General features: G+C 31.6%; 9 protein-coding genes. 1 reads left to right on the top strand and 8 read right to left on the bottom strand.

Annotation, left to right across the window (positions count from 1 at the left end):
- Window positions 1-63: 63 nt before the first annotated feature.
- From HNP35_RS15330 to HNP35_RS15320, 3 genes are all read right to left on the bottom strand, one after another.
- Window positions 64-2,409: a hypothetical protein gene (locus HNP35_RS15330; RefSeq protein ID WP_184163897.1), complete on the bottom strand. Its 2,346-nt coding sequence runs from the start codon at window positions 2,407-2,409 to the stop codon at window positions 64-66.
- On the bottom strand, window positions 2,369-3,277 hold the full coding sequence (locus HNP35_RS15325) for a hypothetical protein (RefSeq protein WP_184710815.1): 909 nt from the start codon (window positions 3,275-3,277) through the stop codon (window positions 2,369-2,371). The genes HNP35_RS15330 and HNP35_RS15325 overlap by 41 nt, the downstream gene beginning before the upstream one ends.
- 294 nt (window positions 3,278-3,571) lie before the next feature.
- Window positions 3,572-6,205, bottom strand: coding sequence for a valine--tRNA ligase (locus HNP35_RS15320; protein WP_184163891.1), 2,634 nt, complete (start codon window positions 6,203-6,205; stop codon window positions 3,572-3,574).
- A 288-nt stretch (window positions 6,206-6,493) separates the two neighbouring features.
- Between HNP35_RS15320 and HNP35_RS15315 the strand changes: the two genes are divergently transcribed.
- Window positions 6,494-6,874, top strand: a complete 381-nt coding sequence (locus HNP35_RS15315; RefSeq protein ID WP_184163877.1) for a DUF1573 domain-containing protein — start codon at window positions 6,494-6,496, stop codon at window positions 6,872-6,874.
- 100 nt (window positions 6,875-6,974) lie between these two features.
- Here HNP35_RS15315 and HNP35_RS15310 read toward each other — a convergent pair whose 3' ends face one another.
- The 5 genes from HNP35_RS15310 to HNP35_RS15290 all read right to left on the bottom strand — a co-directional run bounded on the left by HNP35_RS15310 (window position 6,975) and on the right by HNP35_RS15290 (window position 14,771).
- The gene (locus tag HNP35_RS15310; protein ID WP_184163874.1) at window positions 6,975-7,457 is read right to left on the bottom strand and encodes a hypothetical protein; all 483 of its coding nucleotides are present in this window, start codon (window positions 7,455-7,457) and stop codon (window positions 6,975-6,977) included.
- A gap of 143 nt (window positions 7,458-7,600) precedes the next feature.
- On the bottom strand, window positions 7,601-9,730 hold the full coding sequence (locus HNP35_RS15305; RefSeq protein WP_184163871.1) for an OmpA family protein: 2,130 nt from the start codon (window positions 9,728-9,730) through the stop codon (window positions 7,601-7,603).
- A 10-nt stretch (window positions 9,731-9,740) separates the two neighbouring features.
- A complete protein-coding gene (locus HNP35_RS15300; protein WP_184163868.1) occupies window positions 9,741-10,667 on the bottom strand; it encodes a PorP/SprF family type IX secretion system membrane protein in 927 nt (308 codons plus the stop codon).
- Window positions 10,668-10,698: 31 nt separating this feature from the next.
- Entirely contained in the window at window positions 10,699-13,329 is a 2,631-nt protein-coding gene (locus HNP35_RS15295; RefSeq protein WP_184163866.1) for a gliding motility-associated C-terminal domain-containing protein, read from the bottom strand.
- A 122-nt stretch (window positions 13,330-13,451) separates the two neighbouring features.
- Entirely contained in the window at window positions 13,452-14,771 is a 1,320-nt protein-coding gene (locus tag HNP35_RS15290; protein WP_184163863.1) for a PDZ domain-containing protein, read from the bottom strand.
- Window positions 14,772-14,798: the final 27 nt, after the last annotated feature.

Here is a 14,798-nt window from a genome sequence, read left to right as displayed (position 1 = left end):
GTTACGAATTATTTCACTAATAGATTGTAAAAATAAAATTCGTGAATTGGTGGCAAATAAACATTATCTCCTAGCTTTAAAATATTCTTCAAAAGAACTGCAATCAGACATTAGATTTTCATAATCATCTTTATATTTTGATTTTAAATCTTGATAGTATTTATTTTTACTTAAAAGAAAATTATCATAGTTTTCGATTCTGTTATCGTAACTATTTGGAAACTGATATTCTAGTTTATTTTTCTCACATCGACCAATCATTCTTAAACACAAAGCTTTAAATTGATCCGTTTTTGCATTTTTCAATGATAATAAATAATATTTTTGTGCGAGATTGCCTTCATAATATTCTTTCTCATCTTCAAACGGATCATCATCAATATAACTCCAACTGTTACGGCGCATCATCCATGAATTTCCGTATTGCGTCATATTATAATAGGCATTCGCTACCAAAAAATAATAATAGTCTTTATTTTCTTCTTTCGGATTAGAAGCTTTTTTTAGATACAGTATCAAATGTTCCGTAATACTTCTTTTGTTTAATTTAAAAAGCTTTTCTTGTTTAATAAAGTTTGGCGTATACTTCAAAACAAAAAATGGATTTTCATTATACTTATCTGTTCCTTTACAATTTGGCTTTTCCCAAAGACAGTCATTATAACTAGCCAATTCATCACTATCCAATTTACCAAAATATAATGCGGCAAGTTCTAGCTTATTTTGGCGAATATATTTGGTTCCGATCAAATCATACAATTTCGGAATTTGAGCCAAAATATTACTTTGTTTCCATTTAGAAAAAGCATCTAAATTCTCTCTTTTACTTTTAACTTCTTCTACTAAATCTACAACATATTCAGGCGAATAATTAGCGTCGATGTAATCGAAATAATCCGAATAAAAATCTCTGTAACTGCTTTTGCTTTTTTTATTTTTCCAAGTCACAACATTATAATCATAGTAATCTCCATATTTTGTTGCACTATCATCAAGTTTTGAATATAAAAAAGCGGCGTCTGTCCAATTTTGTTTGTATTCCAATTCTCTTCCAATAGTAAATAAAAACTTTCTGTTATTTTTATTTTTAAGGAGAATAGGTTTTACTTCTTCCAAAATCACAGCTTTTCCTTTTTCTTGGTTTGCCGTTAAAGCCAAAGCTTTTATGATTTGTATTTGATTATAAAGAGAATCTTTCTTAGTGATATTTTTTTCTAAAGAAGCAATTTCATTTAAACATTTTTGATTATTTCGGATTACAAATGACAAATAAGATTTTCCTAATCTCCATAAAACAGGATCATTTATCTTTTTTAAATTTACTTTAGATACAAACTGCAATACTTTGTCTGCATACTTTCTGTCATTTTCTACTCGACCCAAAATACCTTTTATTGAATTATCATCTTCATTATCCCAACTATTATATTTTGAAATTGCCGGATTAAATAACGAATAATAAGGCGTAAAAACCCAATCTTCAATTTTATTGATTTCTCTCAACAACAAAAACGAGAGCCCTTCAAACTTCGGATCGTATTTGTAAACTTGCTCCAAACAAAACAATGCTTGATCGCTTTTTTTGATACCTGCCAAAAAATAGACATTTGCTCGTTCTTCATTAGTTGCAGCATATTTTAAAACAGCCTCTAATGGAATTTTAGAATCGAAAGATTGCGAAATCATAAAACGCTTATCTGGGGCTTTTACAAAAACCTGTGCTGCATAAAAATTAGCCAAAGCTTTATCTGTTTCTGCAAATGTTCTAAAATACAAACTCCAATAATTCAGTATATCTTTCTTTTTTTGAGTTTTAAAAACAGTATCATACAATAATTTAATTTGTTCAAAATCATAATTATAATATGCTAATCTGATAGCCAAGAAAGTATATCGCAGCTTGATTTCTTTATCTTTAGTTTTGTTCGAAATGGCAATCGCTTTATTAAGCAGATTTTGTCTTTTTGGCATTGTTGCGCCTTCTTTCCTTTCCCAAGGATCTTCGTATATGCCATTAAAAAATTCACAGGTTTTAGCAAACTTCAAATAATTTATAGCTTCAATATTTTTAGTTTTATATAAATACTGAAGCATTTCATTTGCAGATTTTTCGGCAATATCTTCTTCTTTAAAATCATACAAAACACTTCTTATCGCTTCGACAGAAACTTTATCGTGGCAGTATTTTAACCAAAGCTTTTCATTTTCATCAATTGATCCTTTTGGGTAAACGCCATTTTCATTTGGATAAAATGAATTATAAGAATAATTAAATTCTGAATAAGAATAATAATTAAAGTTTGCTGGGTTGAAGAAAGAAAACCTGATTTCTTCTCCAAACGGATAAAATCCGCAGGCAAAAATGCTATTACTTACTAAAATTGCTATAAAAACCAGAAAGTTCTTCATTGCTGTAATTGCTAAGTTGTTTTTCGTCTAAATGAAATAAGGTTACTGTTGTTTCGGCATCAAAGTCTACATTTTCTTTGATCACTTCAATGGCTTCATTAATTTTCTTTGCCGTCAAATTTTCGTATTTAATTTTATCTCCAATTCTTAAGTAAAAATTATCAACTACCGTATCTCTTGTGACCTCATACCATAAAGGCTTAATTTCTTTTAAAGATTTTAAAACCTCTTTCTGTCCATCATAAATCACTTTATAAAAATGATCGTTTTTATACACCTGCATCCAAGAATAAGTGGGCAGCGCAATATCCAAATGCAGTGGATATTTTCTTTTCTTATTGAGATAAAGCTTTAATTCTTCAATATCTAAAATGGAATTTTTAGAATGATTCTCTAAAGGATTTATCAGATTATAACACATCAAAGTTGCTTTATCGACCGGAGGAATGCCCATTTTTTCTGGATATTTATAGGGATAAAGCCTTAAAGTACAGCTGATTTTTTTTGCTGAAATAAATTTTAATCTCTTTAAAAAATAAAAATAATTTTCCCTTGTAGACAAGGTCCAATCGCAATCCATTTGAAATTCTTTGACTGGATTGGCCCTTTTAAATCTATCTTCAGTGTATTTATTAATCAAAAAAGTAACATTGCTTGCCAGTGTGTCTAATCTTTGTCGATTGGTATTTTTAAAAACTTCGTTCTTGATATAAACCGTTGGAACAATATCTAGGCTGTCCAATTGATAAAAATGCAAAGAAGTTTTCGAAACTGGAAAATCGCCATATTCTTCGTTATGATCTATCTCAAAAAACTTAATATAAAGCTTCCTTATTTTTAAATCTCTGATAAGGGAAGTTTCTTTCATATTCAACTCCCAACCGTTACTTTTCCAATAATAGATGGATTTTTCAACCTTTTCAATCTTATTCGAACAAGATAAAAATAGGCCAATAATAAAGACAAAAAAGAGGTGTTTTTTCATTAGAAGAGAAAAATTTAAATAGCGTAAAATCGTATTAAATTTATATCTTTTTGAAACACGAAATCATAAAAGTCTAATTTATTTTTTGTGAAAAATTCAGTAATATTTACACCAAAATAAAACCCGACAAATTCCAAAAATCTGTCGGGTTTTGTATTATAAACTAAGTTTGATTTCTTACTTCAAACCAGCCAAACTCTGCTCGATTGTAGCAATTTTTGCCAAAGCATCAGCTTGTTTTTGTTTTTCTAAATTAAGGACTTTCTCTGGAGCTCCGTTTACGAATTTCTCGTTAGAAAGTTTTGCTTCTACAGATTTCAAGAATCCTTTAGTATAATTCAATTCTTCTGTCAGTTTTGCAATTTCAGCTTCAACATCAATATTTCCTGTAATCGGAATGAAATATTCATTCGATTTTACACGGAAAGACAATGCTCCGTCTACTTTTTCAGAAACATATTCGAAAGCAGAAACGTTTCCTAATTTCGTGATAATTGAATCGAAATAAGTAGAAACATTTTCGCTGTTGATTCCTTTTAATTCGATTGCATCTTTAAACGGAATATTTTTGTCTTTTCTGATTGTTCTGATTCCAGAAATTACTTCGATAGAATTTTCAAAATCAGCAATTAATTTTGCATCAAATGATTTTAATTCTGGCCAAGTCGAAACAATTAAAGCTTCTTCTGGAGTTCTTTCAGCAATTAACTGCCAAATTTCTTCCGTCAAGAAAGGCATAAATGGATGCAATAACTTCAAGTTGCTTTCTAACATTTCGATCGCTTTCGCGAAAGTTACGCTGTCAATTGGCTGTTGGTAAGCTGGCTTGATCATTTCTAAGAACCAAGAACAGAAATCGTCCCAAACCAATTTATAAATCGCCATTAATGAATCTGAAATTCTGTATTTCTCAAAATTATCTTCAATGTCGACAAGAGTTTGTTGCAATTTCGCTTCGTACCATTCGATTGCTACTTTTGATGATTCTGGCTGTAGAATAGTTTCTGAAACTTCCCAACCTTTAATCAATTTGAAGGCATTCCAAATTTTGTTGGAAAATGCTTTTCCTTGACTGCATAATTCTTCATCAAACATAATATCGTTTCCTGCAGAAGCACTTAAAAGTAATCCTACACGAACTCCATCGGCACTGAATTTATCGATCAAATCTAAAGGATCAGGAGAGTTTCCTAATGATTTAGACATTTTACGACGTTGTTTATCACGAACTAAACCTGTCAAATATACATTTGTAAATGGTTTTTCACCTGCATATTCGTAACCTGCGATAATCATTCTCGCCACCCAGAAAAATAAAATATCCGGACCTGTTACCAAGTCATTTGTTGGATAATAATATTTGAAATCTGGACTTTCTGGATCCATAATTCCGCCAAAAACTGACATTGGCCATAACCAAGAAGAAAACCATGTATCTAAGGCGTCAACATCTTGTTTTAGGTCAGATGTTGTAAGTGAGTTGTTAGATGTTTTGTCTTTCGCTAATTTTAATGCATCTTCGATATTTTCTGCTACTACGAAATCTTCTTTTCCGTCTCCGTAATAGTATGCTGGAATTTGTTGTCCCCACCATAATTGGCGAGAAATATTCCAATCGCGAATATTGTTTAACCAATGCGCATACGTATTTTCGAAACGTTTTGGATGTAATTTGATATCTCCCGTTTCTAAAACCGATTTAATAGCTGGTTTTACCAAATCGTCCATTTTCAAGAACCATTGGTCAGATAATCTTGGCTCGATTACGGCTTTAGTTCTTTCAGAAGTTCCAACTTTATTTAAGTGGATTTCTGTTTTTGCTAAAGCTCCGATTTCTTCCAATTCTTTTTCGATCTCTTTACGAACTACAAAACGGTCTTTTCCTTGATAGTGTAATCCAAAGCTGTTTAATGTAGCATCTTCATTAAAAATATCAACGATTTCAAGATCGTGTTTTTCGCCAAGCGTCTTATCGTTCATATCGTGTGCAGGCGTTACTTTCAAACATCCTGTTCCGAATTCAACGTCTACATATTCATCTTCAATAATTGGAATAACTCTTCCGCAAATTGGAACGATCGCTTTTTTACCTTTTAAATGTGTAAAACGCTCATCATTCGGATTAATACAAATTGCAGTATCTCCAAAAATAGTTTCCGGACGTGTCGTAGCAATCGTTAAGAAATCTTCTGAACCTTCAATTTTATATTTTAAGAAAAATAATTTTCCTTGTTGTTCTTCGTAAATTACTTCTTCGTCAGATAAAGTCGTTTTTGCTTCTGGATCCCAGTTTACCATTCGGTATCCTCTGTAGATTAATCCTTTGTTGTATAAATCAACAAACGATTTTATTACAGATGCAGACATATCTGGATCCATTGTAAATTTAGTGCGTTCCCAATCGCAAGAAGCTCCTAATTTCTTAAGTTGCTCCAAGATTGTTCCGCCGTATTTATCTGTCCATTCCCAAGCGTGTTTTAGGAATTCTTCGCGAGTTAAATCATTTTTATTGATTCCTTCTGCTTTTAATTTTGCTACCACTTTTGCTTCAGTAGCAATAGAAGCGTGATCTGTTCCCGGAACCCAACAAGCGTTGAATCCTTTAAGACGCGCTCTACGAATTAAAACATCTTGAATCGTATTATTCAACATATGTCCCATGTGAAGGACTCCAGTGACGTTTGGCGGCGGGATTACAATTGTATAAGGTGTTCTATGATCAGGTTCTGAATGAAAATAATTGTTTTTCATCCAGTAATCATACCATTTGTTCTCAATCGCTTTAGCGTCAAATTGTGCTGGAATTGTCATTTACTAGGGTTGTTTAATCGTTAATTTGTTTAACCGTTTAATCGGTTTTGATCATCGAATTTCAAATTGATTTGCTTTATTGTTCGCTGTTTAAAAAAATAATTTATAAATCAATCTCAAAGATTAAACAAATAAACGATTAAACAGTTAAACAAAAAACTGGTTCAATTTTTGTATTTATAACTGAGAGCAAAAGTAAATAATTAAGTAGACTATAAAAAGCGAATTATTAATTTGTGTGTTAATTAAAAGAATGTATATTTACTTACAATTAAAAACTAATTTCATATGAAAAATGCAGCCTCTTTTATTGCAGTCTTATTGTTTAGCGCGATAGGTTATGCACAAAATGGCCCAAAAATTGAATTTGCAGCCCCAGACAATACAATTGATTATGGAAAGATTTCTAAAGGTGACAATGGACTTCGTTCCTTTGAATTTACTAACACAGGAGACGCTCCTTTATTAATTACAGGCGCAGAATCTACAGTAAGTTCTATCATCGTAACAAAACCAACGGCAGCAATTCAGCCTGGGAAAAAAGGAAAAATAGATGTAAAATATAATATGGTTTCAGGACCAATTCGTAAAACCATTACTGTTGAATCAAACGCAGTAAACTATCCTGACGGACGTGTTGCCTTAAAAATTAAAGGAGAAGTTCAATAAGGATTTAAAAATCTTTAAATAACAAAAGCCGTTTCTAGATTTAGAAACGGCTTTTTATTTTATTGATAAACCAGATAATCTTGCTTCTCAAATCTTTTTTCTATTTACTAGCACATTCAGCTGAATCAAATTTATATTTTACGCTATCAAAATCAATTGGTTTGTCTTTTACTAAATACGTAACGCCCATTGTAGTCTGCATTGTTCCATTTCCTAAAATAAGCTGATTATTACGTTTTAAAAGCGCCATCGGATTTTTGAATGTTTTATCTTTATTTACATTGTCCTTAAAAGTATAATCTACAAATAAAGTATCGCCATGAAACTCACCTGCAACTTCTCCTGTTCTAATAGTTGAAGGTGCAACTTTCATGATCATATCTCCAGAAAGTTTACCGTTTTTCAAAGTATTCAATTTCAAATCTAATGTGTCTTTTTCATAAATTGCTTTATAGCAAGCAGTACTTACAATTTTTTCGCCATCAGCTTTAGCGGCTTCAGCGGCTTTTTGTTTTTCTTCATTTTTACAGCTTTGAAATCCAATACAGATTACAAGAAGACAAGGTAAAACTAGATTTTTCATATTTATATTTTTTATGTTTCAGGGTTATTATATAAAATTAATTAAAAAAGAACTCAACCAAAATATTTTGGCAAAATTTTCTGTAAAAAAAGCCTGAAGAATTTAAAACTCTTCAGGCTTGCTTAATGTATTAGAAATACATTTTATAAATTTTTAATAACAAATTCAGATCTTCTGTTCAATTCATGATCTTCTTCAGAACACGCATCATCAGTTTTGCATTTTATAATTGGCACCGATTCTCCATAGCCTTTTGCAGTAACTCTTTTTGCATCAATTCCCGATTGAATGATAAATTCTCGTGTTGAATTGGCTCTTTTTTGAGATAAATCTTCATTGAATTTTGCATTTCCTCTGGAATCGGTATGCGAACCTATTTCGATTACCATTCCAGGATATTTCTTCATTAATTCGACAACTCTTCCTAAAACTACTTTCGATTCTTTACGAATGTACCACATATTGTAATCAAAATAAATTGGATCTGTTTTAATAATTAATCTGTCTTTATCTTTTACAACATCTTTTTCCTGCGCTAAAATTTCTTTTACTTTTTCAGTTTTTTTCACTTCAGCGGCAACAATTGCTGCTTCTTTGGCTTTCTTTTCTTTTTCTTTTAGTTCGATTGCCGCAAGAGCCTCTTTCTTCTTATTATTTTCTTCAATAATAATTTCTTGTTTTCTCTTATTTTCAGCAATTTGTTTTTCTTCCTGCTTAATGGCTTCTAAAGATCTCAATTCTAAAGAGCCATCATTAACTTTATCTCTTGTTTTATCTAAAGTCAATATTTTAGAGGCATTTGTATAATTTTCTTTAAAAGCTGAAATTTTATACGAAGTCTCACAAGCCACTGTAAAACTGAATTTTCCATCAACTCCAGTTGTAACAGTATTTAATGTCTTATTTTCCGAATCTTGCAATAAAACTGTTGCATTTTCTAAAACCAATTTAGTATCAATATCCGTAATTGTTCCCGCAATAAATTGCTTGCAATCTTCAACTACTAAATCTTTTATTTCTTTAAATTGATAAATATCGTCGCTACCTTTTCCTCCTTCTCTATTTGATGCAAAATATCCTTCTTTGGTATTCGAATCAATATTGAAGGCAAAATCATCTAAATTTGAATTTAAAGGCAATCCAATATTTACTGCTTTTCCATATTCAGAACCATTGATTTCGGAAACAAAAACATCTAAAGATCCGTATCCTAAATGACCGTCCGAAGAAAAATAAAGTTTATTATCTGCGGAAGCGAAAGGAAATTGCTCTCTTTTATTAGTATTAATTTCTGGACCTAAATTCTTCGGAGTGTCAAATGCACCTTTATTGATATTAACAGAATAAATATCAAAAGAGCCCAACGAACCCGGCATATCTGATGCGAAATATAATACTTTTTCATCTGCACTTAAAGCAGGATGCTCGACAGAATAATTTGGACTATTAAATGGAAGTGACGTAATATTGGTCCATTTTCCGTTTACCAATTCGGCTTTGAAAATCTGAAGATTTGAAATTTTCTTTTCGTCTTTCTTTTTCTTTCCGTTTTTAGAATTATTTCGGGTAAAATAAATTGTTTTGCCATCTTTAGTGAAAACGGCATTCGATTCGTGCATTCCTGTTTTTAATTCTTTAGCAAAATAATGTACCGTAGAATCTGCCGAATTAATGTTTTTTAATGGAATTGAAACTAAATTTAAATAGGTTTCGTTGTCCCATTTAAACTTTTTATCTAACAATCCAGGTTTTAGTTTTACGCCTGCAAAAACTAAATTATCATTATATTTTACAGCACCAAATTCAGAATTTGGTGTATTGATAGCAAGGTTTTTAATCTCGAAACGCTTTCCAATTGCAGAAACATTTTCTAAGGTTTTTAGATCCTTTTCAAAATTGATAACATCTTCAGTATTTGCAGATAAAGCATAATATTCTTTTAAATATTGATTAGCTTCGTCAACACTATTGGTTGCTTTTAAAGTCTGAGCATATCTGAAATAATATTCTCTATCCAAATCTTTTCTATAATTCTTTACCAATAATCTATAGTAGCGCTGTGCTTTAACTAAATCATTAGTATAAAAATAAGAATCTGCTAAATTTTTTATTACTTCTTGCGAAGGTCTTTCGTCTGCTAATTTTTGATATAAAGTAATCGCTTCACTGTAATACGTTTTATCAAAAAAACGTTTTGCTCTTGCCAATTCTTGATCTTGAGCATTTATAAACTGTATTGAAAATACGAATATAATAACGAGTAGTTTTTTCATATTTTTCATCTTAGAAGAATCTTGGTGATTTATCAAATCCTTTTCCTAACAAGTCTAAATCGAATAACAGCATAATCTCATGTGTTCCAGAATTAAACTGCCCGAAGTTGGTAAGCGTATAATCGTAAGCATAACCAACTCTCAAAGTAGGTGTTACATTGATGTTAAACAATGCGCTCACAGAATCGTCAATTCTGTATGCTGCACCGAATTCAAACTTTTCATTATACAATACATTTGCCGTAACGTCTAAAGTAATTGGCGCCCCTTTGACAAATTTGGACATAAAAGCAGGTTTCAATTTCAACATATCGTTTAACTGAAAAACATATCCTGCCGTTAAGAAAGTGTGTATTTCTTCTGAGCCAAAAGCATTCATTCCATATTTTTCTTCAATGTATTTTGATTTTAAAAGATTTGGAACGGATAATCCAACATAAAGATTGTCTCTAAAATAATAGGCTCCAACTCCGATATTTGGTTTTGTAGCATTTATGTTTTCTGAAAAAGCAAAATCAGTCTGGGGATCTGTAAAACGAAATCCATTAAAATTGCTTTGCATAGAAGAAAAACCAGCTTTTATTCCTAATGAAAGTTTATCTTTTTGACTTAACTTTAAAACATAGGCAAAATCAGCATAAACATTATTTTCTTTTTTAGCTCCGTCTCCAATATCATCTGAAATAAACGAAATTCCAGCTTCTATTTTATCTGTAATTGCACTGTGAGCGAAAAATGTAAAAGTTTTTGGAGCACCATAAGCTCCAACCCATTGTGTTCTGTAGAGTCCTCCAAAATTCATCATGGCAGGCACTCCTGTTGCATACGCAGGATTGACAACGCTCATATTGTACATATAGTGCGTATATTCTGGATCTTGCTGTGCAGAAACCGACAAACAGAAAAGGAAATTTATAAAGAGTAGTATTTTTTTCATTTGAAAATTATATTATAAATATAAAAGAGATTTATCTATTTAAATAAAGACGACCTTGTTGTGGCTTTTTGTTGCCTTTATTAAAATGCAGTACATAAAAATAAACTCCGTTGGGTGCTATTCCGCCAGCTATGCCACTCTTTTCATAATTTTTACCATCCCACGCTGGTTTATTTTTATCTCCTCTATACATTTCGATTCCGTATCTGTTATAAATTTCAAGATTATAATCTGGGTATAAAAATTCAATATCTTTAATTACAAATGAATCATTTGTACCGTCTCCGTTCGGAGAAAAACCATCAGGCACAAAAAAGTCATTTGGCACATCATCACAAGATGTTAATGTAACCGTAACTTCAATGTATGATGAAGAAAAACATCCAGTATCAGGAAAATTAAATCCATAATATCTTCCTTGTTCTGTTAAAAGTGTTGATGAAGCTAATAAATTTCCAGCATTTGGCGCATCATACCAAACTACTGTTGAAGGAACATTGGTATTATTAGATAAATCAGCAATAGTTGGGTTTTTCAATCCGCAGAAATTTTGTCCATCAGAATTTAGGACTGGAAGTGGTGAATCTGATACAGTAACAATCACCATAGAAGCTCCTGATACACAACCATTCGCAGAAGTCTCCCTTACATAATAATTACCCGATTGTAATAACAATGTATTTGCAAGTGGTGTTGTTGCTGTTGGAGAATTATACCATTTAAATTGAGTTCCAATTGGTGCCAAATTAGCAATTGTTGCCTCATCTACTTTACAGAATTGCTGATTTTCTACATTTGGTGCAGCTGGAAGCGGATACAGAATAAAATCATCTGTTACGTTGGTCAAATTAACATCACAACTTGTTACAGTATTCGTTAGATTTAAAAGTGTAATCTTAGTACTTCCAATATTCGAAAGCAACGCCGCTGGAATTACAAAATCTATTCTGCCGTTTGTTACTGCTTGGGTAATAGTCTGAACAGTAGAAGTATTACTATCTGAAAGTTGATAAGAAATTTTAGCATTAGTCAAATTTCCTAAGCCAGAAATAGCAACAGAAACTGGATCATTCAAACAATAATTATTAACCGCAACATTAACAGTCGTAGCATTTGGAAGCGGATTAATTGTTAAATTTCCACCTACATTAGCAGGGCTCGCGCACTGTGGAGTTGGATTCGTAATATTTACAATATTTAAAATTATAATAACCGACAAACCACTTTTTACATTCAAATTGCCAGGAACTTCAAATGTTGCTTTTCCTCCTACCGCTTTTATGACTGCAGTTTGTCCCGTTGCTATATTGTCACCATTTATATTATAGGTAATACGGTAATCTCCATCAAGTAATTGAGGCGCATCTAACTGCATCAATCCTGCTTTATTCTGACAAGTTGGTGTTGATGTCAGCACCGCGCCGTTTAAACGTGGCAACGGATAAATAGTCAAAGTTGTTGAGAATGGATTAAAGATATCTACGCATGAATTCTGACTATACGCTGATACAATGTTTGTCACATTTATGGTAAATTTTCCGACCTGCTGAAAATAAGAAGAGCTAATAGGAAAATTCATTTCTCCATTTATAAAAAAGCCCCTTATACTTTCAGATCCAGAAATTGAGCCTGCAACAGTATAAGTTACATCGTATGTTCCGTCAGGAATTTTATCGGGGCCTTGCGTTATTTTTGCAGAATAGGTTGCTGTAGAAATTTCTGATTCGCAAATATCTTTAGCAACTTCAATTTTGGCACCTGTAAAATCAAGTCTTTTTTCTAATGTAATAAAAACAATTGAATATTTATTACTACATATAAAGTTATCAGGAACTGCCAAAACATCATATCTAAAACTATATATTCCTGGTCCAGAAGTATCAAACAATTCTTGGAGATTAACATTATGATCTGTTTCTGAGGTAATACCAGGACCAGTCCAAGTTCCGCTATCCTCTCCAGTAAGTTGATCATTCAAATCTAAATTAGTATATGCAGCCAGACCAGTAGTTCCGCATAATATCAAATTTTGCGTATCACCAGGTTTAGGAGCTCTTAAAACTGTTACTGTCACTGTAGTCGATTTTGATGCTGGAGAGCATTCCAATACTGGTGGCACCGTATATGTAAACTGAAGTGTTGTTTTTTTATCTATATCGCCTATATACAGAGAAGGCTCAATAACTTTTCCCTCGCTATTTCTCCATTGACCATTTGAATGTGGTCCCATCGAATTACTATCAAATGCTGTAAAAAGATTAAAGTAATTGCTGTCATTACAAACAGTAGCTTGCGATCCAACTCCTGGAAATGCACCAATAGTAATAGTCACTACAGCTTTATTATTTGTACATCCAGCAGTACTTGGAGCTGTATAAGTATATTGGTAAACACCTCCTTTAGTAATAAGTTGAGGATGTAAAATACCTGTGGCTGGATCTAAACCTTTTAAGTTATTATTATCAGACCATGTCCCGCCTGGAACTGGAGAACCTCCCAATAATGAAAATAAAGACAATGATTCATTAACCGGATTCTCAATATCACAAATTACTTTTTGTCCGTCTGTACCCGCACACTGAGCATTAATTTTTGAAGAAAAAAAGTTTAAAAAAATAAAAAGTATTATAAACCTTAATAAATTAATGTAGTTTTTTGCCATAGATTAAATTTTTGTTAAACATACTAAAATATCTAAAAAGACAAATAATTTTAACAAACATTTTTTCACAAAAGTATATTTTTATAACATAACAATACAATATATGTATCTAGCACAAAGCTTTAAAGCTCATCTTCAAGTTTAAATCTAAATTTGAGCACTACACTATTTCTTTCCACCTCCATACTAACCCACACATCTTCTTCTGATTTCAAAAGATTGTTTATTTGCTGTAAGCTGTATTTGTAGGGCTGAATTCTATTGATACTCACAATAATATCTCCTTTTCGTAATCCGCATTTTTCGGCAGTAGAATTTTTACGGACATTTACAATCTCATAAACTGGCTTGAGAGCAAATTTATATTTAAAATTATTATTGTTTTTATCCTGAAATTCGTCGAGTGTATTAGCCACTCTAACGGTTTCCAAATGAACAGTTTCTTGAACCCATTGCAAACCATTATGCTGAATGGAAATTCCGCTTTTATTGTAGGTAAAAGGCTCTCCGTATTTTGTATTCTTTTTTAAGTAGAGTTCTCTATCCTTATAATCTAAAACTACAGTAAACCTTTTGAGTATTTCTCCACCTACAGAACCTATGCGTCCTGGAACCATCTTTACATTTCTAATTGAAAGCGAATCTGGAAACGAAACAATAGGCTTTTTAAAATCAAAATCATCAATAGAAAATTGGTCAATTTTGGCACGATGACCTTCGATATCACCGCTAAATCCTTTTCCTAAAAAATCAGGAAAATTTTTAGCTGGAAGTTTGATTTTATCATTTTCAAAAATCCAAAAAGCATCGCTATTTCCAATATCAATTAAAAGTTTCGCATCAATCTTTTCATTGTTAACCGTTGCAGTTGTTACTATATAAGGTTTTGATCTTTCTATAGTTATCGGAATCAATTTAAATTTCTTATTGAGTTTTTCTTGAAATTTCGGATTGTTGGTATGAACAACAATTTTCTTTTTTTGATAATTGATTTCGACCAAATTATTTTTAAAAAATTTATGACCGATAATTCCGTTCACCGGAATCCCAATATGTGAAGACAAATTAAAACTTTGATCCAGAATAATATAAACCATATGGTCATTTGACTTCAGACCATGAGTTTCTAAAATATTTTTAGTCGATTTGAGCCCTTCAATCTCTTCTTCGCTTCCTAAACCGCGAAGTTTAATTTTTTCAACATTATTAAAACTTACCTCTTGCTTCTCCTCCATACTAAACAAAATCGTTTCTTCGACTCCAGAATCTAAAAGGAAATTAAGTTCTACTCCATTTACTTTTATGGGAATAAAAATAAGATTATTAATTAGTTTGAAAGGAATTGTAACCTTTGTTGCATTGTTCTCCATTACAAAATCTCCCTGCCCAAAAAGCATAAAAGGTACGAATAACCCAAAAAACAATACTACATATTTTTTCATTGGCAATATTTTATTATAAAATTAGTA

The sequence above is a fragment of the Flavobacterium notoginsengisoli genome, assembly GCF_014207905.1.
Taxonomy (GTDB): Bacteria; Bacteroidota; Bacteroidia; order Flavobacteriales; family Flavobacteriaceae; genus Flavobacterium; species Flavobacterium notoginsengisoli_A.
This window is presented reverse-complemented; position numbering and strand designations above follow the sequence as displayed.